This is a genomic window from Rickettsia endosymbiont of Gonocerus acuteangulatus (assembly GCF_964026435.1).
Lineage (GTDB): Bacteria > Pseudomonadota > Alphaproteobacteria > Rickettsiales > Rickettsiaceae > Rickettsia.
In genome coordinates this window covers 876835-902546 of sequence record NZ_OZ032147.1, presented here as the reverse complement: position 1 = coordinate 902546, position 25712 = coordinate 876835, and the positions used below count along the sequence as shown (strand labels likewise).

Here is a 25712-nt window from a genome sequence, read left to right as displayed (position 1 = left end):
GTTTTGTATAAATGGAAAAAATTAAAAGATAAGCAAGGTACTTTAGAAGCAGCAACTGGTTATCAGAAAGGACATAGTCATGAAAATGCAAGGACTAAGTAGAACAAAACCTATAAATTTTCTGCCCAAATTTCATTGGGGGTTTTATAACCAAAAATCTTTCTTGGCATGTTATTTAAAATCTCAGCAACATTGTCAAGACCTCTTTGTGTAACGGTAGTAATATCTGTATTTTTAGGTAAAATTCTATGAATCATAGAATTCATTTTTTCCACTAATGCTTTTTGTCTAGGGCGGTATGGATCACAAAAGAAAGTTTGAAACCCAGATAGTCTATAGGCAACATGCCCCACAAACTCTTTGCCATTATCCATAGTAATAGTCTTTCTCACACTATTTGGAAGAGTTTTTATCTTTCTTAAAAAACCATTGGTAACTGTTGTAGCTCTCTTGGAGTTATTCAGCACTAAAATAATCTTTTGACTCTTTATTATCCACCAGTGCACCAATATTCATACTTTGATTACCTTTATGAAATGTAAGATCTGCCTCAAAATTCCCTACTTCTACCTTTTTCGTAGCTATTGCATCACGCTGATGTATTGAGATCCTTTGTGGTATAATGATCCTTTGACGCCTCTTCCCTCTTTCTTGCCTTTTATATCTTTTAGAAGGTAAATAGCTATATAACTTTAATTTAGCTGCTACTGCAGAAGTGTAAACAAATCTATATATACTTTCTGTACTGATACACAAAGCTGTATTTTTGTCTAGTTTTAACTTTCCGGCTATAGCATCCGGCGACCATTTCTTGCGAATCATAGCATTTTTAATATAATCTAACAACATAGGGTGAAAATACTATAAGTAAGTAGAACAGAACCTATTTAAAATAATAAGATTTTAAATAGGTAATGATGAACAGAAAATATAGACACTTATCTCGAGAAGAGAGATATGAGATAAAAAGAATGTATGACCTAGGAGTCAGTATTAATAAGATAGCACAACATCTTACGAGGTCTAAAAGCACTATTAGTATGGAGCTAAAAAGAAATAAGGTAAAAGATAAGTATATGCCTTGTGTTGCTCAGGAAAAATATGAAAACAGGATGTATCAGCAAGAGTTATTAAAAATAGAAAAGAACCCTATGTTGTTAGATTATCAAAACTTACGCTATGTTTGGTTCTAAATATCGTAAAGATGGAGAACGCAGCTGTTGTTGCATATAGTTATCTAAAAGCCCTAACTTTATTTGGTAAACCGTTTTACCGATTGTATTTGCAGTCCTTTTGAGAAATGCCCAAACTAAAAATGCACAACTAATATGATTACGTTGAATACGCTGTTTCCTGCATTGACAACGTTCTATCCCAGTAAGTTGCTTAATTTCTCTGTGCATGCTCTTAATTACCCATCGAAAGCCACACTCATCTTGTGCAGCTTTAGAAGATTTTTGAGTTTTGTTATTGGTAACAACATACTCAACTCTGTTGGTAGGAACAGTAAATTTAAACAAATTAACATGCTTATTTTTAGCAAAGCCTTTTATATGAATCTCTACTCCATGCCTGATCTCTTCATCTGAAAATGTCAACTCTTTTACAGCTTTATAAGGTTTAGAATCGTGTGTTTTACTAACGTTTCTATTGGCTTTAATAGGGGCATAATAATATTGAAAATTCAAGGACTAAGTAGAACAAAACCTATAAATTTTCTGCCCAAATTTCATTGGGGGTTTTATAACCAAAAATCTTTCTTGGCATGTTATTTAAAATCTCAGCAACATTGTCAAGAGCTCTTTGTGTAACGGTAGTAATATCTGTATTTTTAGGTAAAATTCTATGAATCATAGAATTCATTTTTTCCACTAATGCTTTTTGTCTAGGGCGGTATGGATCACAAAAGAAAGTTTGAAACCCAGATAGTCTATAAGCAAGATGCCCTACAAACTCTTTGCCATTATCCATAGTAATAGTCTTTCTAACACTACTTGGCAGCGTTTTGATCTTTTTTAAAAACCCAGTGGTAACTGTTTTAGCTCTTTTGGAGTTATTCAGCACTAAAATAATCTTTTGACTCTTTTTATCCACCAGCACACCGATATTCATACTTTGATTACCTTTATGAAATGTAAGATCTGCCTCAAAATGCCCTACTTCTAGCTTTTGCATTGCTATTGCATCACGCTGATGTATTGAGATCCTTTGTGGTATAATGATCCTTTGATGCCTTGTCCCCCTTTCTTGCCTTTTATATCTTTTAGACGGTAAATAGCTATATAACTTTAATTTAGCTGCAACTGGAGAAGTGTAGACAAATCTATATATACTTTCTGTACTGATACAACAAGCTGTATTTTTGTCCAGTTTTAACTTTCCGGCTATAGCATCCGGTTGAAAATTCAAGGACTAAGTAGAACAAAACCTATAAATTTTCTGCCCAAATTTCATTGGGGGTTTTATAACCAAAAATCTTTCTTGGCATGTTATTTAAAATCTCAGCAACATTGTCAAGACCTCTTTGTGTAACGGTTGTAATATCTGTATTTTTAGGTAAAATTCTATGAATCATAGAATTCATTTTTTTCACTAATGCTTTTTGTCTAGGGCGGTATGGATCACAAAAGACAAAACTTACGCTATGTTTGATATAATGCCCATGAATTAAGGGATATTATGAAGTGCTTCACTATAAAACATTGCTGTGTAATAAGAGTTTTTAGCATATTTGCTATAACATAGCGTAAGTTTTGAAGAAAGTTTGAAACCCAGATAGTCTATAGGCAACATGCCCCACAAACTCTTTGCCATTATCCATAGTAATAGTCTTTCTCACACTATTTGGAAGAGTTTTTATCTTTCTTAAAAAACCATTGGTAACTGTTGTAGCTCTCTTGGAGTTATTCAGCACTAAAATAATCTTTTGACTCTTCAAAACTTACGCTATGTTATAGCAAATATGCTAAAAACTTTTATTACACAGCAATGTTTTATAGTGAAGCACTTCATAATATCCCTTAATTCATGGGCATTATATCAAACATAGCGTAAGTTTTGTCTTTTTATCCACCAGTGCACCAATATTCATACTTTGATTACCTTTATGAAATGTAAGATCTGCCTCAAAATGCCCTACTTCTACCTTTTTCGTAGCTATTGCATCACGCTGATGTATTGAGATCCTTTGTGGTATAATGATCCTTTGACGCCTCTTCCCTCTTTCTTGCTTTTATATCTTTTAGAAGGTAAATAGCTATATAACTTTAATTTAGCTGCTACTGCAGAAGTGTAAACAAATCTATATATACTTTCTGTACTGATACACAAAGCTGTATTTTTGTCTAGTTTTAACTTTCCGGCTATAGCATCCGGCGACCATTTCTTGCGAATCATAGCATTTTTAATATAATCTAACAACATAGGGTTCTTTTCTATTTTTAATAACTCTTGCTGATACATCCTGTTTTCATATTTTTCCTGAGCAACACAAGGCATATACTTATCTTTTACCTTATTTCTTTTTAGCTCCATACTAATAGTGCTTTTAGACCTCGTAAGATGTTGTGCTATAGCATAAAAGTCATTAAGGTACTGACAGAGCGAGAGTATCATGTTATAGTAAGCAAATATTAACAAGCATGTAAAGAGATATGGCACGAGCATATGCAATAGAACTAAGACTAAGAGTTATAAAAGCTGTAGAAGCAGGGATACGAATAAGTAAGGTAAGTAAATTATTTAATGTAAGTCGTGATACTATATATAAATGGAAAAAATTAAAAGATAAGCAAGGTACTTTAGAAGCAGCAGCTGGTTATCAGAAAGGACATAGTCATAAGATAAAAGATTCAGAATCTTTTAAAGAATTTTTTAAAGCTAATATGAATAAAACATCAAAGGAGTTAGCAAAGCAATGGGGTAATATTGCATCTGTAACTATTTTAAGACAAATCAGAAAACTTGGCTATAGCTATAAAAAAACTCATTTTCATCCGAAAAGAGATATTAAATTAAGAAATGAATTTATAGCAAAGATACAAACCATCACAAAAGACAAATTAGTATATCTTGATGAATCTGGAATAGAGGATAATGCTTGCAAAGAGTATGGATGGAGCATTATAGGACAAAGGTGTTATGGAGAAAAGGTGTATCAACATAAATTTAGAATAAGCAAAACTTACGCTATGTTATAGCAAATATGCTAAAAACTTTTATTACACAGCAATGTTTTATAGTGAAGCACTTCATAATATCCCTTAATTCATGGGCATTATATCAAACATACGTAAGTTTTGTAAGTATGATAGCTGGTCTTTGTAATGGTAATCTTATTGCTCCTGTAATATTTGAAGGTAATTGTAATACAGAGGTCTTTAAAACTTATATTAGGGATGTATTAATTACAGAATTACAACCTGGGCAAACCGTTATTATGGATAACATTAATTTTCATAAAAATTCTAAAGTTAAAGAGTTCATTGAATCCGTTGGTTGTACCATATTGTATTTACCAACTTACTCTCCTGATTTAAATCCTATAGAGCATTACTGGTTTAAGATAAAAAATGAAATTAGGAAAGTTGTAGGAGATTTTGAAACATTTTATGATGCTGTTTTTAATACTATTAAATTGTCAGTATCTTAATGATTTATGCTATACTGTAAGAATGTAAAAAACGGAAAACCATTTAAATAATTTTAACCTAGAATATGCGAAAGAGATATAATATTGATGGTAGATAAGACAAACCTTAGCTTACAATAAAACTGGTTGGGACAGGGGCTCTTCCGAAGCCGAGGCTCTGATAAGTATAGTTTGTAAGTCAGCGAAATCCATCAGGGCCATTATAGTTAGTTGTACTAAAAATAGGCCGGATACATGACTACATTTGTTTTTTTCTTCAGTATTATTTTTTTCTTGCATTATTAGGTAGGTCCATACATGTTGGTTTTCCCGTCATTGCGAGGAAATTATGAAGTAATTGTACATACGCAATCTAGCTAAAAAATGCTGACTTATAGCATTTTTTATTATTTTTTCTGGATTGCCACGCTCATTTCATTCGCTCGCAATGACGGAAAAGCTGATCCATACGGGCAATGCCTTGTCACCTAGCTCACTTGTAGCGGGGTTTTATGTTGCAATTCATATCTAAAGGATACCTAAGGTACAAGCCGCAGTATGACATTAAAGGTTACTGGATTCTATGATGAAGTGCAGCTCGTTAGTAATATAGCTATAATAATTGTAAAATAAATTCTCATTATTCTCCTACGTAAACATCCTAACTATTGGAATATTTGATGGATCGAGTAGTTTTTTCATTTGCGAAAAAGCTTGCACAATATTTTCTACAGAACTATCAATAAATTTATCGGTATTAATATAATTTTCTGATTCATCTTGAATATAAAAAAGAATAGATGACACATAAACTGAAAGCAACAAGCCTCGCTTAGTATAATAATTATAATCAATCGATTTATCACCGGCATATTGCCAAATAATATCACAGCTATGGAATGCAACTTCTGTACCTTGAATAGGATTTAATGCAAAATATGTAGCATTCTTGCTATGAATAATAGGTAATACTGCTTTAATTCTAGTTTTTACTGCTAAGGATATTTTTTCTCTAATTTTATTTGGTACTTCATACTCATTTAAACTTTCTAACGTAATATTATCTAGATAGCTTTCAAAAAATTTTATTATTTCGGCTAATCCATCTGGAAAAAGTACTAAGCCATAACCCTTAGCAAAGCCGCATTTTTCTTCTGCTTCATTAATTATTTTGTCATTCCATTCATTAAATGGTAATAATTCTAATAATGATTGCATGAAGCTTATTTTCTTCGTGTAGTGTTCTTCTTGAATATTCATATTTTTAACCTTGACATTATAACTTATTATATAGATAATATAGCTTGTTACCAATATATATTTATTTTAAGGAGAGTAATTTTAGTGATACTAGTAAATGTTCACGCCGGTAATTGTGATAATACGCTTAAGAATTTTAAGAAGAAGCTACAAAGAGAGCTTTATTTTCGTAAAATGAAAGAACAGCGTTACTACGAACCAAAGTCAGCAAAACGTGTTCGTAAAGCACAAGAAGCAGCAAGAAGAAAAAGAAAGTTTGCTCGTAAAAGAATGTACGAAGATTAAAATTTCTAATTAGTTTCAGGTAAAATAAAAGGCAAGTTATTACTAAATAGCTTGCTTTTTTGTTATGTGTAATGTCATTGCGAGGAGATTACGAAGTAATTGACGAAGCAATCTCAGGAATTTTATACTATTTCATGAGATTGCCACGCTCCTTGCAGTCGCTCGCAATGACGACTCTCGATCCACACAACAAGCCTTACGTCGGAATGATATAAAAGCCACTTAATAATTCCAATTTTTCCTCGCAATGACAGAAAAATACACCCCCCCATAAATTAACGAGCCAATAATAATAACTAACGGCGTTAGAGGAAGATCGAAATAAAAAGAGACAGTAGCAGCACAGAAATTAATAAATAGCGAAATAAAAATTGATATTATAATCATCATACCAGGGCTGCCTACCATAAATCTTGCAATCATAGCAGGAATAAGTAACACAGCTGTCACCATAAGTACTCCAACTATTTTAATTGCAGAAAATACTGATACAGATAAAATAAGTAAAAATAGTAGTTCTATAATATTAACTTTTATGCCTTTAATTATGGCAATATCTCTGTTAATAATTATAAGAAGAATTTTATTATAAAAATATGCAATAAAACATATAATAGCTATAAGCATTATTGTTAGCACAATTAAATCATTAGAAGCTACAGATAAAATATCACCAAACAGTAAATTTACTATATTGTTTTGGGCAGAAGAAAAATAATTAATAATTAAAGCAATAGCTAGCATAGAGCTAGAAATTAAATTAATAACTGCATTTTTCTCAGAATTATTTTGGAAGATAAAAACAAAAATCGAAAAAAGAATTGCAACAATTAGTCCTGAATATATTAACGGAAAATGTGCGATAATACTAATGCTGACTGCAAGAAAGCTACTATGAGCAAGCCCGTCGCCGAAGTAAACATATCTTTTCCATAATGCTATGCAGCCAATGGGAGCAAATATGCAGCTAATTAAAATTAGGGCTAGTATTATTAGTACCATATAAGTATATTATAACTATGTCTTCAGTTAATAAAAACGAATTAGAAAAATTTGAGAAAATCTCTCATAGTTGGTGGAATAAGGATGGGGAATTCGGTATTTTACACCGCATAAATCCTATTCGCCTTAACTATATAATAGAGAAGATAAAATCGCATTACAACGATATTTCTGATTTGGAAATATTAGATGTAGGTTGTGGTGGCGGTTTAATTGCTACTAATCTTGCAATGCAAGGTTTAAATGTTACGGCTATTGATGCTTTGCAAAGTAATATCGATACTGCTTTGGCTTATGCCACAGAAAATAATATTAAGGTAAATTATTTAAAAAGCACTATAGAAGAATTAGAAAACGATAAGCAATATGATGTAGTGATTTGCATTGAAGTTATCGAGCATGTGGAAAATGTTCAAGGATTTATGCTTAATTTAGTAAAGCGTATTAAGCCAAAAGGTATGGCTATAATTTCTACGATTAACCGCACCAAAAAAGCTTATTTACTTGGGATAATAGCAGCTGAGTATATACTCGGATGGGTGCCAAAAAATACCCATGATTATAGTAAGTTTCTAAAACCATCTGAAATTTATGAGATGCTAGAAAATACCAATATAGAAATTGAGGAAATAAAAGGCTTGGTGTATAATTTAGCTAAAGATGAATGGCATTTAAGTGATGATGATATAGAGGTAAACTATTTTGTATATTTGAAGAAAAATGATAACCCGTCATTGCGAGGAGCGTAGCGACGAAGCAATCTCATTAAACATCCTGAGATTGTGCACGTACAAAACTTATAGTTTCTTCTCGCAATGACATCTATGTATAAATAAATGACTAACAACGTAATTACTAGATTTGCTCCGTCACCGACGGGGTTTTTACATATAGGTTCAGCAAGAACGGCTTTATTCAACTATTTATTTGCTAAGCATAATAACGGCAAATTCTTATTACGTATTGAAGATACTGATAAAGAAAGATCAACAGAAGCAGCGGTAGAAGCCATATTTTCAGGACTAAAATGGCTAGGGCTGAATTGGGATGGTGAAGCCGTATTTCAATCTAAACGCAATGATCTTTACAAGCAAGCAGCGTTAAAGTTACTTGCAGAGGGTAAGGCATATTATTGTTTTACGCCTCAGGAAGAAATAGAAAAACAACGGCAAGAAGCTCTAGAAAATAAGAAGCATTTTATTTTTAATAGTAGGTGGCGTGATAAAACTCCTAATACTTACCCAAAAGATATAAAGCCAGTTATACGTTTAAAAACTCCGAGATCAGGCAGCATAACAATTCATGATACACTGCAAGGTGATGTAGTAATTGAGAACTCCCACATTGATGATATGGTACTATTACGTAGTGACGGCACTGCTACTTACATGTTAGCCGTGGTGGTGGATGATCACGATATGGGCATAACTCATATTATTAGAGGTGATGATCATTTAACGAATGCTGCAAGGCAAATCGCTATATATAACGCTTTTGGTTACCATGTTCCAAGCATGACTCATATACCGCTAATTCATGGAGCAGATGGTGCTAAATTGTCTAAAAGGCATGGGGCTTTAGGTGTTGAAACTTATAAGGATATGGGATATTTACCGGAAAGCTTATGTAATTATTTGTTGCGACTTGGTTGGAGTCATGGAGATGATGAGATTATTCCAATGGATCAAGCTATCGAATGGTTTAACCTAGATTCACTCGGTAAATCACCTGCAAAGCTTGATTTTACTAAAATGAATAGTTTAAATAGCCATTATTTAAGAATGCTTGATGAAGATAGTTTAATTGCTAAAATTTTAGAGATATTAAATCGAAATTATAAGATTAGTGAGCAGGAAGTAAATTATATAAAACGTGGTCTACAAGGTTTATTAGTTAGAAGAGAAACCTTACTAGATTTAGCAAATCTTGCCAAAATTTATCTAATAAATACTCCGATTATTTATGAAGAGGAGGCAAAAGAAATAATAGCAAATTGTGATAAAAATTTGCTTAGTAATGTTATAGAAAGCTTAGAAAAACTTGAGCGGTTTGATAAAGAATCAGTGCAGTCTGAATTTAAGAAAATAGCAACAGAAAATAGTTTAAAGCTAAATGAAGTTATGAAACCTGTGAGAGCTTTAATTACAGGTATGGTTGGATCACCTAGCATATTTGAAATTGCTGAAATTTTAGGGAAAGAAAATATTTTAAAAAGGTTAAAAGTAAAATGAAAAATTACATACAGAAAATTATATTTGTTTGTAGCGGGTTATTTGTAATAGCTGGGGTTTTTGTATTATTTAGGGTGGAAAATGTTAATGCTTCAACAGCACCTAAAAAATATGGAGCTTGGAATCTAAACTGTAATGTTAATAATGCACAAAAACAAATTTGCTTTTTATCACAACAAATTAATAATACGGAAAAAGATAAAGAGACAGAAATATTAGCAATGTACCATATTGGTTATTTCAATAGTGAACAAAGCAAAAAAGAATTAAAGCTAATTGAAGTACTACCGCCAAATGTTCAAATTCCTGCCGGCACAGCTATTAATAGTGGCGAGAAAAATATTGCACCAGGAAAATATATAAATTGTACGATAAATAGTTCCCAAGCTATAGCTACTATTACAAAAGATGATATTGAAATGATTTTATCAAATGATAATTATTTAGAGTTTATAACGGCTGATGGTAAACAAGCTAAAATTACATTTATAAAACATGGTTTGAAAGAGGGACTAAAGGTTTTAGAGAGATAAATATTTGATTTATCTGTACTTTATCTGCATAATATAATAATGAACTATGTAGATAAAATGCCGTTATTATGCAGATAAATCTAAAATTTAAACCAAACTATAACATTTACTATTGAAATTTTATTATCTTAAAAATCTGTTATAAAAGTTGAAAATTTATTTATTTATTAAAAGTTTAGGTTGTACTATAGCCTAATTTATGCTAGTTTACCGCATTTGGTTAACTAATAAATTAATAATATGATAAAGTTTTTTAATTTTTTAAAAAAATTCTTTTCTAAGAACAATACACGCTACAATAATTCATCTATTAACTACCACGATGAATTATTTAAAGATAATAATTTTGAAATTTATGAATATCATGAAATTCCATTAAATACTGATTGTTACCTAATGGATGCAAAATATATGCATCAATATGAACAAAATATTTTAAGATATTTTCAAGATTATCATCATGGTAAAAACTATAAACTTATCGGTTTTATTGTTTCTGTAGAAGTAGTGGAGATTAATAACTATAAATTGGTTTCCTGATTCTATAAGTAGATTTCATGGTGTTACAATTAATTTACCAAAAAAAGAAATCATAAAATGTGTTGGTTCTTGGAATTATGATGAGAAACCTCATATTTTTGTTAGAGGAAATTGGTTGGAACATTTGCGTATTAGATATCATTCTATTTTTGGAATGGTTGATGCTATAAATGTAAAAAATGCCTTACGAGAGGAAAAAATTACTTTGGATCAACTTCTGAAGCTTAGAAAAGGAATGGCCCTGTTGCAAATAGGAAATATTAGTATATAAGAATAGGGAATAAATTGTTATAGATAAGCTTTATGAATTTTTTTAAGAGACGTCATTTTAAATACGATATAATAATATGGGCAGTAAGGTGGTACTGTAAGTACGGTATTAGCTATCGAGATTTAGAAGAGATGTTAGAGGAAAGAGGTGTAGAGGTAGATCACTCTACAATTTACCGTTGGGTTCAGTATTATGCCCCAAAGATATTAGATGTAAAACACTACACTTGACCTGACAGACAGAGATTGATTAAGCAGCAAGAGAGCTGTCAGATAAGTAAGAATTAATAGACTTATCTTTAGCAATTTTGATGCTATCCTTGAAAGTTTGCATAGGGGTTTTTCCATAACAAAACTTTCCAGAATGAGGTCTTGCGTTGTTATATTTGTTTAAATATTGATCTAAGTCAATCTGTAAATCCTCTAATGAGTTATAAATCTTCTTACGGAATGCAATATCATAAAACTCATCTTTTAAAGTTCTATGTAATCTTTCGCATATTCCATTAGTTTGAGGAGATCTAGCTTTAGTTTTAGTGTGATCAGTATTTTCAATAGCCAAATATAACTCAAAAGCATGATTTTCTACCTTTCCACAATATTCTGTTCCCCTATCTGTTAGGATTCTCAGTAGCGGTACTTCATGATTATTAAAGAACGGTATTACTTTGTCGTTTAAAATATCAGCAGATGTTATTGCGGTCTTATCAGTATAAAGTTTACAGATAGCAACTCTAGAATAAGTATCAATAAATGTTTGTTGATAGATTCTACCTACACCTTTCATATTACCTACATAATATGTATCTTGTGAACCAAGATACCCTGGATGCTGCGTATCTATTTCACCATGTGCTTCTTTAGTTTGTTTTGCTTTTTCTAGAGCAGCTAGTTGCTCTTCTGTAAGCAAGATACCATCCTGTGCAGATTTAGCTTCTAAAGCTTTGAGTCTTTTCTTTAAAGTCTCGAGATCATTGCGTAGCCAAATAGAGAACGTACCCCACTGGATGATACTATAATACCCTGTTTCAACAAAACTTACGCTATGTTTGGTTCTAAATATCGTAAAGATGGAGAACGCAGCTGTTGTTGCATATAGTCATCTAAAAGCCCTAACTTTATTTGGTAAACCGTTTTACCGATTGTATTTGCAGTCCTTTTGAGAAATGCCCAAACTAAAAATGCCCAACTAATATGATTACGTTGAAGACGCTGTTTCCTGCATTGACAACGTTCTATCCCAGTAAGTTGCTTAATTTCTCTGTGCATGCTCTCAATTACCCATCGAAAGCCACACTCATCTTGTGCAGCTTTAGAAGATTTGTGAGTTTTGTTATTGGTAACAACATACTCAACTCTGTTGGTAGAAACAGTAAATTTAAACAAATTAACATGCTTATTTTTAGCAAAGCCTTTTATATGAATCTCTACTCCATGCCTGATCTTTTCATCTGAAAATGTCAACTCTTTTACAGCTTTATAAGGTTTAGAATCGTGCGTTTTACTAACGTTTCTATTGGCTTTAATAGGGGCATAATAATATTTCCCCAGAGAGTCAACATGTTGCATAATTTTGTGTGTAGAATACCATGTGTCAAAAAGTACTGTTTGAAAAGGAATCTTCTTGCTATAAACAGCATTATTTAACATGTTTAATAGGTGTTCTAGTTTTGTTGCTCCATCATGATCAGGTGCAAAAATTCGATAATCTATTACCCAAAACTTATTAATATCAGGGTTATAATATATCAGACTCACTACTCCTATACCTTTAGTAACTCTACCTGTAGCTCCACTGTACTGCGATCTTGCAATTTCTATTTGCTTCGTATTCCTTTTATTTAAAACCGTATCATCAAATATTGTATATCCATTAGATGAAAAAATAACATCATTCTTGATGTGTTCCCATAACAAAGAAGGTGTATATTTTTCATTCCTTAAAAATCTATTAATAACATCATGACTACATTTCTTTGCATGTTCAGCGTAGTAGGTTAAACTATAATTCTTTTGGCTAACTATTAAAAATTGACAATAATCTGTCCTATTAATTGGTATTGCTTGCAACTTTATCCTCTTTGACATGTTTAATTATTTTTACAATAATTTATCACTTTTTTACTCATAGCGTAAGTTTTGTCAATAACTCTTGGCTCGCACGAAGCTGACCAAGAGCAGGATTTTCTATAGCAAGATTTATTACTGCTTGTTCTATATGTTCTGATACACGATTCTTAAGTATAGGTTTCTTACGACTTATATCTGTAAGTGCAGCTTCTACTCCTGTCTCATACAGTTCTTTAAATCTCTTTTGGGTATATTCCCCGCCGCTTGCGGCGTAATATGGCGGAATGAGCAAATATATACATAAAAGTCATAATGTTACGGTACTGCTGTATCACATGGTATTTCCAGCAAAATATCGCCGAGCAGTGTTTGACGTATCAGTTGATCAAGTATTACGAGAAATATGTTTAGAGATAGAAAAGAGATATCAAATAAAATTTTTAGAAATAGGGGTTGATGAAGATCATGTCCATTTTTTGGTACAATCTGTACCAACCTATAGCGTAACAAAAATAGTAACAACAATTAAAAGTGTTACAGCTCGTCAAATATTTAGACAGTGTCCACAGGTAAAGAAACAATTATGGGGTGGAGAATTTTGGACTGATGGATATTTTACGAGTACGGTAGGTAAGCATGGAAATGAGAATATGATAGGAAAATACGTAAAAAACCAAGGCAAGGAATATCAGAAACTGCATGAGGATCATCAGCTAGCTTTCTTCTAAAATACCCCGCTGCTTGCGGCGGGGATTACTTTTATTCGGTAAAAGCTATCTCTTGAATAGCCCATTACTTTACACGCAGTGCCTAACACTGCCTAGTTGTTTTGCAAGTTCTAATAATCCTAATTTAGGTTTGATTATTTTTTGATCATAGTTTGACATATTTTTCCTATTAATTGATTTTTATATTTAGTTTATGGATATGATATATAACTTCTCAGTTATCTACATACCCACAAACTCATCTAATTTCAATCTTAATATGTCAGATCAAATCTGAATATGCAACGACAGTTTTCTTTGCCGGTTATGGTGGTAGTGTATTGCTCATCCCAATCTCCTTGTTATCTGTTGTATTACTTCAGTTTTAAATTGTTTGAATGTTGTCATCCCTCATTCTTATTAGGATTTAAATCATAATTAAGCATTATAAATAACTCATTTAGAGCATCTTTAGAAGAATAATTCTTATTGCCTTCGTAATGTGTTGTAGCAACTAATTCCTTTATCACTGCCCTTATTGATAACCATACAATTAAATTATCATGTTTTTGCCTATTATAATGTATTGATATCCTTTCAAATTCAGGATAATTAGCTATATCTTCTTCTTCAACATATGGCATGAACATTGCTAATGATTCATTCACCATTGCTTTATCTGGAGAGCTGGCTAATATTTCTTTTCCTACTGCATCATTTAGATTTATCACATGATTAATATTATGAATATTACTATCAAGAAAAATATGATCAAAATTCTGATCTAATAGTTCTTGTATCTCTTGGCTATTCTGGATTACAGTTAGTTTATTAGAATGAGCAAAACTAGTAATTTCCATAATGGTTGGGGGTATGTGCTTTCCTAAAAAATCTATTATGCATACTGCTCTTTGTAACGATTTTAAGTCTAAGTGTAATATAGAGCCTTGCTTAATACATCCAGTTGCTAAGACTACGGGATAACACTCTTCTGGTACATCTTGATAATGTACCTCTAAATTCAAGTTTTTAGCTTCTTTATAATACAATAATACAAAATGCTTTTTACTCTCAAATCCTATACACTTTAGCTTTTTTAAAGCCCTGACTAATATAGCATAAGTCATTAAGGTACTGACAGAGCGAGAGTATCATGTTATAGTAAGCAAATATTAACAAGCATGTAAAGAGATATGGCACGAGCATATGCAATAGAACTAAGACTAAGAGTTATAAAAGCTGTAGAAGCAGGGATACGAATAAGTAAGGTAAGTAAATTATTTAATGTAAGTCGTGATACTATATATAAATGGAAAAAATTAAAAGATAAGCAAGGTACTTTAGAAGCAGCAACTGGTTATCAGAAAGGACATAGTCATAAGATAAAAGATTCAGAATCTTTTAAAGAATTTTTTAAAGCTAATATGAATAAAACATCAAAGGAGTTAGCAAAGCAATGGGGTAATATTGCATCTGTAACTATTTTAAGACAAATCAGAAAACTTGGCTATAGCTATAAAAAAACTCATTTTCATCTGAAAAGAGATAATAAAAGTAATCCCCGCCGCAAGCAGCGGGGTATTTTAGAAGAAAGCTAGCTGATGATCCTCATGCAGTTTCTGATATTCCTTGCCTTGGTTTTTTACGTATTTTCCTATCATATTCTCATTTCAATGCTTACCTACCGTACTCGTAAAATATCCATCAGTCCAAAATTCTCCACCCCATAATTGTTTCTTTACCTGTGGACACTGTCTAAATATTTGACGAGCTGTAACACTTTTAATTGTTGTTACTATTTTTGTTACGCTATAGGTTGGTACAGATTGTACCAAAAAATGGACATGATCTTCATCAACCCCTATTTCTAAAAATTTTATTTGATATCTCTTTTCTATCTCTAAACATATTTCTCGTAATACTTGATCAACTGATACGTCAAACACTGCTCGGCGATATTTTGCTGGAAATACCATGTAGCAGTACCGTAACATTATGACTTTTATGTATATATTTGCTCATTCCGCCATATTACGCCGCAAGCGGCGGGGAATATACCCAAAAGAGATTAAATTAAGAAATGAATTTATAGCAAAGATACAAACCATCACAAAAGACAAATTAGTATATCTTGATGAATCTGGAATAGAGGATAATGCTTGCAAAGAGTATGGATGGAGCATTATAGGACAAAGGTGTTATGGAGAAAAGGTGTATCAACATAAATTTAGAATAAGTATGATAGCTGGTCTTTGTAATGGTAATCTTATTGCTCCTGTAATATTTGAAGGTAATTGTAATACAGAGGTCTTTAAAACTTATATTAGGGATGTATTAATTACAGAATTACAACCTGGGCAAACCGTTATTATGGATAACATTAATTTTCATAAAAATTCTAAAGTTAAAGAGTTAATTGAATCCGTTGGTTGTACCATATTGTATTTACCAACTTACTCTCCTGATTTAAATCCTATAGAGCATTACTGGTTTAAGATAAAAAATGAAATTAGGAAAGTTGTAGGAGATTTTGAAACATTTTATGATGCTGTTTTTAATACTATTAAATTGTCAGTATCTTAATGATTTATGCTATAAATCTTCATTGTGGACCTTATAATATAATCTAGCAGGCATCATTGGCTCATTGGTAGTAGTATAGATTACTGTATCATTATGATCATTAATACAATTAGTTATCATACTATTTATTATCCTCTACTTGTTTTAGTAATGCACTTTTTCTTCTATAACTATCTGATTGAATTTCTAAAATTGTAGCATGATGAATGAGCCTATCAATCGCTGCTACAGTCATAGAATTAGTAGTAAAAATGCTATCCCACTGACTAAAAGGTTGGTTAGCAGTTACAATCATACTACCAGATTCATATCGTTGAGCAATCAACTCAAACAATACATGTGTTTCTCCTTCATCTTTACGTACATAACCAATATCATCAAGGATAATAACATCATACTTATCTAATTTGGTCAGTTCATTTGGTAATCTATACTCTTTACGTGCAGCTTGTAAAAGCTGTACTAGTTTAGTAGTAGATATAAATAATACCTTAACATGTTTCTCCACTAAAGCATATCCTATTGCAGCCGCTAAGTGACTTTTGCCTACTCCAGACGGACCGAAGATTAAAAGATTTTCTGATCTCTTTATCCAGGCAGTATTAAAAGCTAATTCCTCTATCTTAGCTTTATTCAGTGGCTGTACTTGGCTAAAATCAAAAGTGGTTAAAGATTTACCAGGTGGTAAGTGTGCTTTCCTAAGATAAGCTTGTACTTTTTTCCTATGACGTGTCTCTACCTCCTGTTCTAAAAGAATAGAAAACAGTTTATTATAACTCCATCCTTCAATTTGTGCCTTCTCTAAAAAGTTTTCCCATGTCTCAAGTATAGTCAATAATCCTAATTCTTTTAGAAGAATTGGTAAAGTTGCAGAATCATGCATAACAACCTCCTACAGCAAACACAGATAAAAGATGATCATATGTTTGTAGCGAATGTTGTGTTACTCCTATAGGTGGTAATAATGGATTATTACTACAAGATTGAAAACGTATTTGCAATAAACTCAAAGAAGGTATCTGACCTTTAGAAAGAGATGACAGCACCAATTCTCCTAGTGCCAGTTCACAATCATAATCAGCAGCTAACTTTAAAATACCTACCATTAATTTATTCGCATGCTTTGGCTTACAATGCTGATTAATCAAATTCCAAATGTTTTTATATGTCTCATTTGGTAAAATATCATCCCGTAGAATAGAACCACGAAATGCTCCAGACTTCTTTATCAAAGCATTTACTAAATGGCGGTAATTAATACATCTAGATCTTTGCCATTTTTTATTTTTATCAACTCTTACTTTTGCTAGATTTAATACATGATCAGCACCTAAATAACATGCAAGATAACTATCATAAATATGAATCTTCAGTTGCTGACCAATCAAACGTGATGGTACAGTATACATAACTTTTTGTACCGATATAGTACTAGACGTTGTTACCCTTGCAGTGATCTCAGTAAAATCAATCGTTCTTTTTTGAGGTAGTAATTGTAAATAAGGTCGCTCAATATTAAGTTGTGCTTCATGACGGTTATTGTGTTTTTGAACTATCACATCTATAAAATCTTGATATTCTTCAACTGATTTAAAATCATATGAACCACGGAGTAAAAGAGCTTGTTCTAACCTTCTTTTGAGATGCCCATGTGCTGCTTCAACACTGCCATGTTCATGTCCTTTACCTCGATTATTTCTGGTAGCAATCATACCATAATGGATACATATTGCTTCATAACTTTTAGTTATATCTTCTTCACTATTTGAATAGAGATTTTTAAAAGCTGCTGATAAACTATCTGTTCTATGCTCACGTGGGCAGCCACCTAACTTCCATAAAGCATCCTGTAGTGATTGAGATAAAGCAGTAAAGCTCTCTCCACCTTGAATAATTTTCATAAAAGACCAATTGCTATAAGCTAAGCGAAAGTGATATAAAATATGCTGAAATACCTGACCTTTAATTGTAATATTAATACCTTTTAAGACAGTGAAATCTGATAAACATTGATGTCCCGGTTCATGTAACTGACGAAAAACAATTTCTTTCTCCGGACCATGTAGTGCTTTCCACTTACTAACACGTCTTTGCATAGTTCTTAATATACTATCCGGATATTCTCCAGGATGATGATCCTGTAGATATTCTAATAATGTTAATGATGTTAAATGTGGTATTTGTTCTAATAAAGGCACTATAATTGGTTCCCACACTTTGTCTAAAGGATCATTAATACGTTTAGAAACTTTTTTATATTGTTTTTGTGGTAGCCCTCTTCTTTCTATATTTCTAGCAGTACGTTCTGAAAATCCTGCTTTAGCTGATGCAATAACTTGGTTTAAACCTGCTTTTCTTAATGTCATATATACCTTTACTTGTTGGTGTGTTATTCTTTTCCCAGACATCTTTGCAACTAATTAATTTGTTTAGATGTCTATTTTATTATCGGCAAAGAAAACTGTCACCCCTCGGCAATAATATCTGTCATTGCATACACAATACCTATTTGCAACAGTGCCTATCATTTTATGATAGCGATAATTATATTATTTTAGAAGCTTTATTTAAATGTGGTATTAGTGTTAATATCCAAGATAATAAAGATAATACTGCTTTACATTATGCAATATGTAATATTTATTTTATAAGAGAATTAATAACTTATAAAGCTAATCCTTTTGTTTTAAATAAAGCTGGTTTTTCTAGTTTAGACTATTTAAATACGGAAGATTATAATTTAAAGAAAGTAATCATAGACTTTTTATATTGTAAATATCTTGATTTTGCAAAGTTAGTTGAGGATAAAATAATGTTGCTAGGCGATAATGAAACATTAGAAAACATAGATGATAATGCATAAAAATTATTTTGAACAAATAAAAAGACTCCCTCTTACTTTAATTCTACTTATTAGCCTAATTTGTTCTATTGGGTTTATTGTCCTTTATTCTGCTGCAAACAGCAGCCTACAACCTTGGGCACTTAAACAAATTGTGAATTTTTGTATATTCATGCCTATAGCTATAATCATTGCTTTAATTGATTTACGGATTATCTTTAGATTATCTTATATTTTCTATTTTTGCGTACTCGCTTTATTAATTGCCGTAGAGCTTTTTGGCTCAACAGCAATGGGCGGAAAAAGATGGATAGATATTGGGATAGTAAAGCTGCAACCTTCCGAGCCGATAAAAATTGCCATAGTATTGATGTTAGCCCGATATTTTCACTCACTAACAGTTGATGACCTAAGTAAACTTCATAAAATAATTATACCAATTATAGGAGTGTTAGTTCCAGCTTTTTTAATAATTAGAGAACCCGATCTTGGTACAGGCATGATTACCTTAATTGTCTCTAGTATTATATTTTTTGCAGTAGGTTTTAGAATAAAATATTTTATAATACTTGGAGTTACAGCCCTTGTTAGCTTACCTATCGCTTGGAATATGATGTATGATTACCAAAAAAAACGTGTGATGGTTTTTTTAGATCCTGAACAAGACCCGCTAGGTGCTAGCTATAATATTATACAATCTAAAATCGCTATAGGCTCAGGGGGGTTCTTTGGTCTTGGGTTAAATCAAGGCAGTCAAAGTCATTTAGATTTCTTGCCCGAACACCAAACCGATTTTATTTTTGCTACTTTTGCTGAAGAATTTGGCTTTTTAGGCGGTATGTTTTTGCTTATATTATATTTCTCACTTATAACTCTTTCCTTATTAATTGGCGTCAATTGCCGCACTGTTTTTAGCAAATTAATGGTCATAGGTATAACCGCCACACTATTTAGTCATGTATTTATCAATATGGCTATGGTTATGGGATTAGTACCTGTAGTAGGGGTGCCACTGCCATTTATTTCTTATGGCGGTACAATGATGGCATCAATGTTGATGGGCTTTGGGCTTGTTATGAACGCTCAAGTAAATGGGCACACTAACTTAACGAATATATGAGAGTTTAATTTGACTATTATAATGAGCATGTTATAATAGTCATGACCAAATTAACATACTCGTTATAATAGTCACAAATATATTGGACAGTTAGTAGACAAGTATATATGAAAAGAATTTATGAATCAGTTATAAAAGATCATCTACAAGAAAATAGACAAATGGTCTTTATAGAAGGAGCACGTCAAGTTGGTAAAACTACTTTAGCCAAGAAAGTAATAGATAAAAATTATTATTTGAATTGGGATGACGAAAAAGCTCGTGTGCGAATTCTAAAAGGAATAGAAGCTATAGCAGATTTTATCAATTTACATATTCCGGATCAAAATAATCCTACTATTATCTTTGATGAGTTACATAAATTTTCAAAATGGCAAACTTTTTTAAAAGGATTTTTCGATATTTATGATGAACAAGTTCACATTATAGTTACTGGTAGCTCGAAGCTAGGAGTATATAAAAAAGGTGGTGATAGTATGATGGGGAGATACTTTCCCTATCGTATGCATCCTTTATCAGTTGCTGAAGTAATAGAAAATTTTAATACCAAAGAGACAAACTTACCCAAGAAAATATCCCCAGAGCAATTTGAATCCTTATTTAAATTTGGTGGTTTTCCTGATCCATATCTTAAAGGGTCTTTTACATTTTGGAATAGATGGAAGAGAACTAAAAATACTCAACTTTTTAGAGAAGATATTAGAGAATTAACCCAAATTCAAGAATTATCTCAAATGGAAGTCTTGGGAAATTTTTTAACTCATTCTATAGGAGGACTAACATCTTATAACTCTCTTGCAAACAAAATTAAAGTATCAATTCCAACTATCACTAGATGGCTTGAGTCTTTTGAATCGTTTTTTTATAGTTATCGTATTTATCCGTGGTCAAATAACATCCCGAGAAGCTTAATAAAAGAACCTAAAATATATTTATGGGATTGGTCACTTATAGAAGATATAGGAGCAAAATATGAAAATTTTATCGCTAGTCATTTATTAAAATTTTGTCATTTTTGGAGCGACTTAGGATTTGATGAATATGAATTATATTTTGTTAGAGATAAACAAAAAAAAGAAGTAGATTTTTTAGTAACAAAAGGTAAAAAACCATGGATGTTAGTTGAAGCTAAAACCTCTCCAAACCAAGAATTAAGTCCTAATTTAAAATATTTTCAAGAACATTTAAATTGTCCTTTTGCATTTCAAGTAGTGCTGAATATGGAATATAAGGACATTGATTGCTTTAGTTATAATCATCCTGTAATTATACCAGCAAAAACTTTCTTATCACAACTAATCTAAATAAATTTTTTACAACCACTTCTTCTTTTTAAAATATTTATAGGTAATCGCTATAGACATGACCATTAAAAACAATGCTATAGGGTAGCCATAAGGTGATTGAAGCTCAGGCATCATAGTAAAATTCATGCCATAAATACTAGCTATTAAAGTAGGTGGCAGGAAAAATATAGTTACTAATGAGAAAAGTTTAACCATATTATTTTGCTCAATAGCAATCATACCAAGTGCTGCATCTAAGGTTCTTGCGATCTCGCTAGATATAAATTGTGAAAAGTTAATTATTGAATCTACGTCACGAAGTAGAGTATCTAACAAATCTTTGGATGCTTTATTTTGACTTATTTGCGGAGATTTTAAGATATACTGAATCACCATTGTAAGCGAAAATAAACATTCACGACTTTTTGAAAGTAAATCACCTTTCTGCCCTATTTTCTTTAATATTCTTTTATGGTCTATTCGTAAATCATTTAAATTATTATCAAGTATCAAACGCCCATAATCATCAATATCCATACTAACAGATTGCACAACATTTGACAAACCTGTTACCATATTACGAAGTAACATAAACAACATATGCTCTGCTGTATATTTATACGTCAATTGTTTAGCAAATTTATTAATACAATCATTAAACGATGTTAATTCCACATAACGAACAGTTATTAAATAAGATTTATGTAAGATAAATACTATAGAATGTGTTTCTGGAAATTTCTTCTCTTTATTAATAAGCTCTGTAATAGTTAAATATAACGCATCATTTTCCGTATATAATCTTTCTGAAATCTCAATTTGAGATATATCTTTTAACGATGGTATATCTATATTTAATGAATTCTTTATCTCTTCTCTTTCTTCATTTGTAATATTAAATAAATCAATCCATAAAGTTGATTCATTAACAATATACCCTTCTTTTTTTACTATAGCATTATTTTCTTTTAAATATGTGGTGATCATAAACCTTAAGTAACAAATTTTATTATCAAGATTAGCAAAATTCTATTTTTAAAGCAACTTAAAGCTATTATTCATGGCTACTCTCTTCTTTTACTATAGTAAAAAATATGGCACTGTTACAAATAGGTATTGTGGGTGTATTTTGGGCCCTGTTGCAAATAGGAAATATTAGTATATAAGAATAGGGAATAAATTGTTATAGATAAGCTTTATGAATTTTTTTAAGAGACGTCATTTTGTCAACAACGGACGAAAAGTGATACAGATTTTTTCGTATTGCCGGTTGAAAATTGCTACAGTACTATAAAAAATTAACTTATATTCAAATCATATCATAATTCCCTCCTGTTTTTTAATTATTTCCGTTGGTAGAAAGCCCGCTTTCTTTTTATCCTTGAGCCTAAAACTGTCACCTTTAATATTGAGTATGGTGGAGTGATGAAGCAGACGATCAAGGATAGCAGCCGTAAGTGCACTATCCTGAGCCAAACTGGTTGCCATTGCCCAAAAGGTAGGTTGCTTGTAAGTATTACGCTACCCTTTTCATAACGCTTTGCTATAACCTGAAACAACAGACTGGCTTGCTCCTGCTTTAAAGGAAGATATCCAAATTCGTCTATTATAAGTAACTTATATGGCATTATTACTCTTTTTAAATATGGAATTTAGGTTTCCTTGATTTAATCCGGTGAAAATGCAAGGACTAAGTAGAACAAAACCTATAAATTTTCTGCCCAAATTTCATTGGGGGTTTTATAACCAAAAATCTTTCTTGGCATGTTATTTAAAATCTCAGCAACATTGTCAAGACCTCTTTGTGTAACGGTAGTAATATCTGTATTTTTAGGTAAAATTCTATGAATCATAGAATTCATTTTTTCCACTAATGCTTTTTGTCTAGGGCGGTATGGATCATAAAAGAAAGTTTGAAACCCAGATAGTCTATAGGCAACATGCCCCACAAACTCTTTGCCATTATCCATAGTAATAGTCTTTCTCACACTATTTGGAAGAGTTTTTATCTTTCTTAAAAAACCATTGGTAACTGTTGTAGCTCTCTTGGAGTTATTCAGCACTAAAATAATCTTTTGACTCTTTTTATCCACCAGTGCACCAATATTCATACTTTGATTACCTTTATGAAATGTAAGATCTGCCTCAAAATTCCCTACTTCTACCTTTTTCGTAGCTATTGCATCACGCTGATGTATTGAGATCCTTTGTGGTATAATGATCCTTTGACGCCTCTTCCCTCTTTCTTGCCTTTTATATCTTTTAGAAGGTAAATAGCTATATAACTTTAATTTAGCTGCTACTGCAGAAGTGTAAACAAATCTATATATACTTTCTGTACTGATACACAAAGCTGTATTTTTGTCTAGTTTTAACTTTCCGGCTATAGCATCCGGCGACCATTTCTTGCGAATCATAGCATTTTTAATCTCTTTTGGGTATATTCCCCGCCGCTTGCGGCGTAATATGGCGGAATGAGCAAATATATACATAAAAGTCATAATGTTACGGTACTGCTGTATCACATGGTATTTCCAGCAAAATATCGCCGAGCAGTGTTTGACGTATCAGTTGATCAAGTATTACGAGAAATATGTTTAGAGATAGAAAAGAGATATCAAATAAAATTTTTAGAAATAGGGGTTGATGAAGATCATGTCCATTTTTTGGTACAATCTGTACCAACCTATAGCGTAACAAAAATAGTAACAACAATTAAAAGTGTTACAGCTCGTCAAATATTTAGACAGTGTCCACAGGTAAAGAAACAATTATGGGGTGGAGAATTTTGGACTGATGGATATTTACGAGTACGGTAGGTAAGCATGGAAATGAGAATATGATAGGAAAATACGTAAAAAACCAAGGCAAGGAATATCAGAAACTGCATGAGGATCATCAGCTAGCTTTCTTCTAAAATACCCCGCTGCTTGCGGCGGGGATTACTTTTATTATAATCTAACAACATAGGGTTCTTTTCTATTTTTAATAACTCTTGCTGATACATCCTGTTTTCATATTTTTCCTGAGCAACACAAGGCATATACTTATCTTTTACCTTATTTCTTTTTAGCTCCATACTAATAGCGCTTTTAGACCTCGTAAGATGTTGTGCTATCTTATTAATACTGACTCCTAGGTCATACATTCTTTTTATCTCATATCTCTCTTCTCGAGATAAGTGTCTATATTTTCTGTTCATCATTACCTATTTAAAATCTTATTATTTTAAATAGGTTCTGTTCTACTTACTTATAGTATTTTCAATAATAATAACGATTTATAATTATTTATTTTTATAATATTTTTAGATATCAACTCCTTAACAATTCATTAATACTTACTTTAGCTCTCGTATTTTTATCAACCTGTTTTACGATAACAGCACAATAAAGTCCTGGTTTATCTGCTTCTTTATTAGGTAATACCCCTGGCACTACTACAGAGTAGGGAGGTACTCTGCCATAGATAATCTCACCACTATCTCTATAAACTATTTTTGTAGAAGCTCCGATAAAGACACTCATACTAACTACCGCTCCTTCTTCTACTATAACTCCTTCAGCAATTTCCGATCTTGCCCCAATAAAACAATTATCTTCAATAATAACAGGCTTTGCTTGCAGCGGTTCTAACACCCCGCCAATTCCAGTACCGCCTGAAATATGGCAATTTTTGCCGATTTGAGCACATGAACCAATAGTAGCCCATGTATCAATCATTGTTCCCTCATCTATATAAGCACCGATATTGATAAAAGATGGCATAATAACAACGTTTTTAGCAATATATGTGCCGGTTCTAGCAAAAGATCCTGGAACTTTGCGTATGCCTGCCTCTTTAAATTTATCAAGCTCAGCATCGAAAGGGAATTTAGGAGCAACTTTATCATACCAACTATTATAATTATTATTATAAAGCTGTGATTCAGTTGTAATAAAATATAAAAGGATTGCTTTTTTGACCCACTCGTTAACTTGCCAACTATTTTCTTGTCTTTCACAAACACGAATAGTACCTTTATTTAGGCTTTCTATAACATCGTGCAGTATTTTTTTAAATGCTGAAAGTTTTACGGAATCTTGTAATAGCTTGTCCTTTATTTGCCAAGCTTCTTCAATTTCTTTGATGTATGTGAACATAATTTTTAACTATTTTTAGACATCTTCCTAAACTCTACTTCTAGGGGTAATTTGTGCGTCGATCCGGTACTCGAATCCTCACGTATGTTTATATACGCTGTGGTTCTGTATTCCGTGTCTCCTACAAATTTCTCCCTATAAGCGAGTTTAAAAAGATGTCTATTGCTAAAAAGCATAAATAACTTTATCATGAAGTCAAATATAAAAAAAT

General features: G+C 31.8%; 30 protein-coding genes and 9 pseudogenes. 16 read left to right on the top strand and 23 right to left on the bottom strand.

Translation table 11 applies throughout. The annotated features are described in order from the left end of the window. Nucleotides 1-110: 110 nt before the first annotated feature. Together AAGD55_RS05525 and AAGD55_RS05520 are read right to left on the bottom strand one after the other, a co-directional pair. On the bottom strand, nt 111-506 hold the full coding sequence (locus AAGD55_RS05525; protein ID WP_341790873.1) for an IS30 family transposase: 396 nt from the start codon (nt 504-506) through the stop codon (nt 111-113). Next, the gene (locus AAGD55_RS05520; protein ID WP_341792405.1) at nt 457-846 is read right to left on the bottom strand and encodes a hypothetical protein; all 390 of its coding nucleotides are present in this window, start codon (nt 844-846) and stop codon (nt 457-459) included. The genes AAGD55_RS05525 and AAGD55_RS05520 overlap by 50 nt, the downstream gene beginning before the upstream one ends. Before the next feature lie 68 nt (nt 847-914). Here AAGD55_RS05520 and AAGD55_RS05515 point away from each other — a divergent pair, with 68 nt between their 5' ends. Next, on the top strand, nt 915-1193 hold the full coding sequence (locus tag AAGD55_RS05515; RefSeq protein ID WP_341791355.1) for a helix-turn-helix domain-containing protein: 279 nt from the start codon (nt 915-917) through the stop codon (nt 1191-1193). Here AAGD55_RS05515 and AAGD55_RS05510 read toward each other — a convergent pair. The 5 genes from AAGD55_RS05510 to AAGD55_RS05490 form a co-directional block, all read right to left on the bottom strand. Beyond that, nucleotides 1173-1688, bottom strand: coding sequence for a hypothetical protein (locus AAGD55_RS05510; RefSeq protein WP_341792404.1), 516 nt, complete (start codon nt 1686-1688; stop codon nt 1173-1175). The genes AAGD55_RS05515 and AAGD55_RS05510 overlap by 21 nt on opposite strands. Nucleotides 1689-1707: 19 nt before the next feature. Continuing rightward, entirely contained in the window at nt 1708-2409 is a 702-nt protein-coding gene (locus AAGD55_RS05505) for an IS30 family transposase (protein ID WP_341792403.1), read from the bottom strand. A gap of 19 nt (nt 2410-2428) precedes the next feature. Continuing rightward, nucleotides 2429-2593: a hypothetical protein gene (locus AAGD55_RS05500; protein WP_341792402.1), complete on the bottom strand. Its 165-nt coding sequence runs from the start codon at nt 2591-2593 to the stop codon at nt 2429-2431. Between the two features lie 141 nt (nt 2594-2734). Next, nucleotides 2735-2938: a hypothetical protein gene (locus tag AAGD55_RS05495; protein ID WP_341791510.1), complete on the bottom strand. Its 204-nt coding sequence runs from the start codon at nt 2936-2938 to the stop codon at nt 2735-2737. Nucleotides 2939-3156: 218 nt separating this feature from the next. Then, the gene (locus AAGD55_RS05490; RefSeq protein ID WP_341792401.1) at nt 3157-3615 is read right to left on the bottom strand and encodes a hypothetical protein; all 459 of its coding nucleotides are present in this window, start codon (nt 3613-3615) and stop codon (nt 3157-3159) included. 38 nt (nt 3616-3653) lie between these two features. On the opposite strand from AAGD55_RS05490, the gene AAGD55_RS05485 reads away from it, so the two are divergent. Further along, the gene (locus AAGD55_RS05485) at nt 3654-4199 is read left to right on the top strand and encodes an IS630 transposase-related protein (protein WP_341792400.1); all 546 of its coding nucleotides are present in this window, start codon (nt 3654-3656) and stop codon (nt 4197-4199) included. Between the two features lie 101 nt (nt 4200-4300). After that, nucleotides 4301-4651 (top strand): annotated as a pseudogene (locus tag AAGD55_RS05480) (IS630 family transposase); the annotation flags it as partial. A gap of 627 nt (nt 4652-5278) precedes the next feature. Here AAGD55_RS05480 and AAGD55_RS05475 read toward each other — a convergent pair. Next, on the bottom strand, nt 5279-5890 hold the full coding sequence (locus AAGD55_RS05475; protein ID WP_341792399.1) for a COQ9 family protein: 612 nt from the start codon (nt 5888-5890) through the stop codon (nt 5279-5281). Between the two features lie 84 nt (nt 5891-5974). Here AAGD55_RS05475 and rpsU point away from each other — a divergent pair, with 84 nt between their 5' ends. Beyond that, nucleotides 5975-6175 carry a 30S ribosomal protein S21 gene (rpsU, locus tag AAGD55_RS05470; protein WP_341792398.1) on the top strand — a complete coding sequence of 67 codons (201 nt, stop codon included), beginning with the start codon at nt 5975-5977 and terminating at the stop codon, nt 6173-6175. Between the two features lie 222 nt (nt 6176-6397). On the opposite strand, the gene AAGD55_RS05465 is transcribed toward rpsU, so the two are convergent. Continuing rightward, the gene (locus AAGD55_RS05465) at nt 6398-7177 is read right to left on the bottom strand and encodes a metal ABC transporter permease (RefSeq protein WP_341792397.1); all 780 of its coding nucleotides are present in this window, start codon (nt 7175-7177) and stop codon (nt 6398-6400) included. 17 nt (nt 7178-7194) lie between these two features. Between AAGD55_RS05465 and ubiG the strand changes: the two genes are divergently transcribed. The 5 genes and pseudogenes from ubiG to AAGD55_RS05440 form a co-directional block, all read left to right on the top strand. Then, entirely contained in the window at nt 7195-7926 is a 732-nt protein-coding gene (ubiG, locus tag AAGD55_RS05460; RefSeq protein ID WP_341792396.1) for a bifunctional 2-polyprenyl-6-hydroxyphenol methylase/3-demethylubiquinol 3-O-methyltransferase UbiG, read from the top strand. Between the two features lie 87 nt (nt 7927-8013). Beyond that, complete coding sequence (gene gltX, locus AAGD55_RS05455) at nt 8014-9408, top strand: glutamate--tRNA ligase (protein ID WP_341792395.1); 1395 nt, start codon at nt 8014-8016, stop codon at nt 9406-9408. Next, a complete protein-coding gene (locus AAGD55_RS05450; protein ID WP_341792394.1) occupies nt 9405-9941 on the top strand; it encodes an invasion associated locus B family protein in 537 nt (178 codons plus the stop codon). Before gltX ends, AAGD55_RS05450 begins: the two co-directional genes overlap by 4 nt. 240 nt (nt 9942-10181) lie before the next feature. Continuing rightward, nucleotides 10182-10481 carry a hypothetical protein gene (locus tag AAGD55_RS05445; RefSeq protein ID WP_341792393.1) on the top strand — a complete coding sequence of 100 codons (300 nt, stop codon included), beginning with the start codon at nt 10182-10184 and terminating at the stop codon, nt 10479-10481. Between the two features lie 303 nt (nt 10482-10784). Then, nucleotides 10785-10958 (top strand): annotated as a pseudogene (locus AAGD55_RS05440) (IS6 family transposase); the annotation flags it as partial. Between the two features lie 43 nt (nt 10959-11001). On the opposite strand, the pseudogene AAGD55_RS05435 reads toward AAGD55_RS05440, so the two are convergent. The 3 genes and pseudogenes from AAGD55_RS05435 to AAGD55_RS05425 form a co-directional block, all read right to left on the bottom strand. Continuing rightward, a pseudogene (locus tag AAGD55_RS05435) lies at nt 11002-11786 on the bottom strand (integrase core domain-containing protein); the annotation flags it as partial. Nucleotides 11787-11789: 3 nt separating this feature from the next. Next, nucleotides 11790-12839, bottom strand: coding sequence for a transposase (locus AAGD55_RS05430; RefSeq protein WP_341792392.1), 1050 nt, complete (start codon nt 12837-12839; stop codon nt 11790-11792). A gap of 37 nt (nt 12840-12876) precedes the next feature. Beyond that, entirely contained in the window at nt 12877-13113 is a 237-nt protein-coding gene (locus AAGD55_RS05425; protein ID WP_410526120.1) for a hypothetical protein, read from the bottom strand. Here AAGD55_RS05425 and tnpA (AAGD55_RS05420) point away from each other — a divergent pair. After that, nucleotides 13106-13549, top strand: coding sequence for an IS200/IS605 family transposase (gene tnpA / locus AAGD55_RS05420; protein ID WP_341790826.1), 444 nt, complete (start codon nt 13106-13108; stop codon nt 13547-13549). The two genes, AAGD55_RS05425 and tnpA (AAGD55_RS05420), sit on opposite strands and share 8 nt — an antisense overlap. A gap of 29 nt (nt 13550-13578) precedes the next feature. On the opposite strand, the pseudogene AAGD55_RS05415 reads toward tnpA (AAGD55_RS05420), so the two are convergent. Continuing rightward, nucleotides 13579-13708: pseudogene (locus tag AAGD55_RS05415) on the bottom strand (IS481 family transposase); the annotation flags it as partial. Nucleotides 13709-13932: 224 nt separating this feature from the next. Continuing rightward, a complete protein-coding gene (locus tag AAGD55_RS05410) occupies nt 13933-14655 on the bottom strand; it encodes a hypothetical protein (protein ID WP_341792391.1) in 723 nt (240 codons plus the stop codon). A 66-nt stretch (nt 14656-14721) separates the two neighbouring features. Between AAGD55_RS05410 and AAGD55_RS05405 the strand changes: the two genes are divergently transcribed. Then, nucleotides 14722-15126, top strand: a complete 405-nt coding sequence (locus AAGD55_RS05405) for an IS630 transposase-related protein (protein WP_341792390.1) — start codon at nt 14722-14724, stop codon at nt 15124-15126. On the opposite strand, the pseudogene tnpA (AAGD55_RS05400) reads toward AAGD55_RS05405, so the two are convergent. Then, nucleotides 15112-15550: pseudogene (tnpA, locus tag AAGD55_RS05400) on the bottom strand (IS200/IS605 family transposase). The gene AAGD55_RS05405 and the pseudogene tnpA (AAGD55_RS05400) sit on opposite strands and share 15 nt — an antisense overlap. Here tnpA (AAGD55_RS05400) and AAGD55_RS05395 point away from each other — a divergent pair. Continuing rightward, nucleotides 15512-16111, top strand: a pseudogene (locus tag AAGD55_RS05395) (IS630 family transposase); the annotation flags it as partial. The pseudogenes tnpA (AAGD55_RS05400) and AAGD55_RS05395 sit on opposite strands and share 39 nt — an antisense overlap. A gap of 121 nt (nt 16112-16232) precedes the next feature. Here AAGD55_RS05395 and istB read toward each other — a convergent pair. Both istB and istA read right to left on the bottom strand, forming a co-directional pair. Then, nucleotides 16233-16994: an IS21-like element helper ATPase IstB gene (gene istB, locus AAGD55_RS05390; protein ID WP_341792389.1), complete on the bottom strand. Its 762-nt coding sequence runs from the start codon at nt 16992-16994 to the stop codon at nt 16233-16235. After that, entirely contained in the window at nt 16987-18477 is a 1491-nt protein-coding gene (istA, locus tag AAGD55_RS05385; protein WP_341792388.1) for an IS21 family transposase, read from the bottom strand. Before istA ends, istB begins: the two co-directional genes overlap by 8 nt. Before the next feature lie 143 nt (nt 18478-18620). Between istA and AAGD55_RS05380 the strand changes: the two genes are divergently transcribed. The 3 genes from AAGD55_RS05380 to AAGD55_RS05370 all read left to right on the top strand — a co-directional run bounded on the left by AAGD55_RS05380 (nt 18621) and on the right by AAGD55_RS05370 (nt 21377). Beyond that, nucleotides 18621-18974: a hypothetical protein gene (locus AAGD55_RS05380; RefSeq protein ID WP_341792387.1), complete on the top strand. Its 354-nt coding sequence runs from the start codon at nt 18621-18623 to the stop codon at nt 18972-18974. Next, complete coding sequence (gene rodA, locus AAGD55_RS05375; protein ID WP_341792386.1) at nt 18967-20073, top strand: rod shape-determining protein RodA; 1107 nt, start codon at nt 18967-18969, stop codon at nt 20071-20073. The genes AAGD55_RS05380 and rodA overlap by 8 nt, the downstream gene beginning before the upstream one ends. 107 nt (nt 20074-20180) lie before the next feature. Further along, entirely contained in the window at nt 20181-21377 is a 1197-nt protein-coding gene (locus AAGD55_RS05370; RefSeq protein ID WP_341792385.1) for an ATP-binding protein, read from the top strand. Nucleotides 21378-21386: 9 nt separating this feature from the next. Here AAGD55_RS05370 and AAGD55_RS05365 read toward each other — a convergent pair whose 3' ends face one another. The 3 genes and pseudogenes from AAGD55_RS05365 to AAGD55_RS05355 form a co-directional block, all read right to left on the bottom strand. Beyond that, on the bottom strand, nt 21387-22346 hold the full coding sequence (locus AAGD55_RS05365) for a magnesium transporter CorA family protein (protein ID WP_341792384.1): 960 nt from the start codon (nt 22344-22346) through the stop codon (nt 21387-21389). A 327-nt stretch (nt 22347-22673) separates the two neighbouring features. Beyond that, nucleotides 22674-23002: pseudogene (locus tag AAGD55_RS05360) on the bottom strand (ATP-binding protein); the annotation flags it as partial. 63 nt (nt 23003-23065) lie between these two features. After that, entirely contained in the window at nt 23066-23860 is a 795-nt protein-coding gene (locus tag AAGD55_RS05355) for an IS30 family transposase (protein WP_341792383.1), read from the bottom strand. Between AAGD55_RS05355 and tnpA (AAGD55_RS05350) the strand changes: the two are divergent. Beyond that, a pseudogene (gene tnpA / locus AAGD55_RS05350) lies at nt 23834-24276 on the top strand (IS200/IS605 family transposase). The gene AAGD55_RS05355 and the pseudogene tnpA (AAGD55_RS05350) overlap by 27 nt on opposite strands. Here the strand turns inward: tnpA (AAGD55_RS05350) and AAGD55_RS05345 are convergent. The 3 genes and pseudogenes from AAGD55_RS05345 to AAGD55_RS05335 form a co-directional block, all read right to left on the bottom strand. Beyond that, entirely contained in the window at nt 24262-24564 is a 303-nt protein-coding gene (locus AAGD55_RS05345; RefSeq protein ID WP_341792382.1) for a helix-turn-helix domain-containing protein, read from the bottom strand. The pseudogene tnpA (AAGD55_RS05350) and the gene AAGD55_RS05345 sit on opposite strands and share 15 nt — an antisense overlap. Nucleotides 24565-24673: 109 nt before the next feature. Further along, nucleotides 24674-25501: a 2,3,4,5-tetrahydropyridine-2,6-dicarboxylate N-succinyltransferase gene (gene dapD, locus AAGD55_RS05340; protein WP_341792381.1), complete on the bottom strand. Its 828-nt coding sequence runs from the start codon at nt 25499-25501 to the stop codon at nt 24674-24676. A 5-nt stretch (nt 25502-25506) separates the two neighbouring features. Next, nucleotides 25507-25671, bottom strand: a pseudogene (locus AAGD55_RS05335) (palindromic element RPE1 domain-containing protein); the annotation flags it as partial. Nucleotides 25672-25712 lie beyond the last annotated feature (41 nt).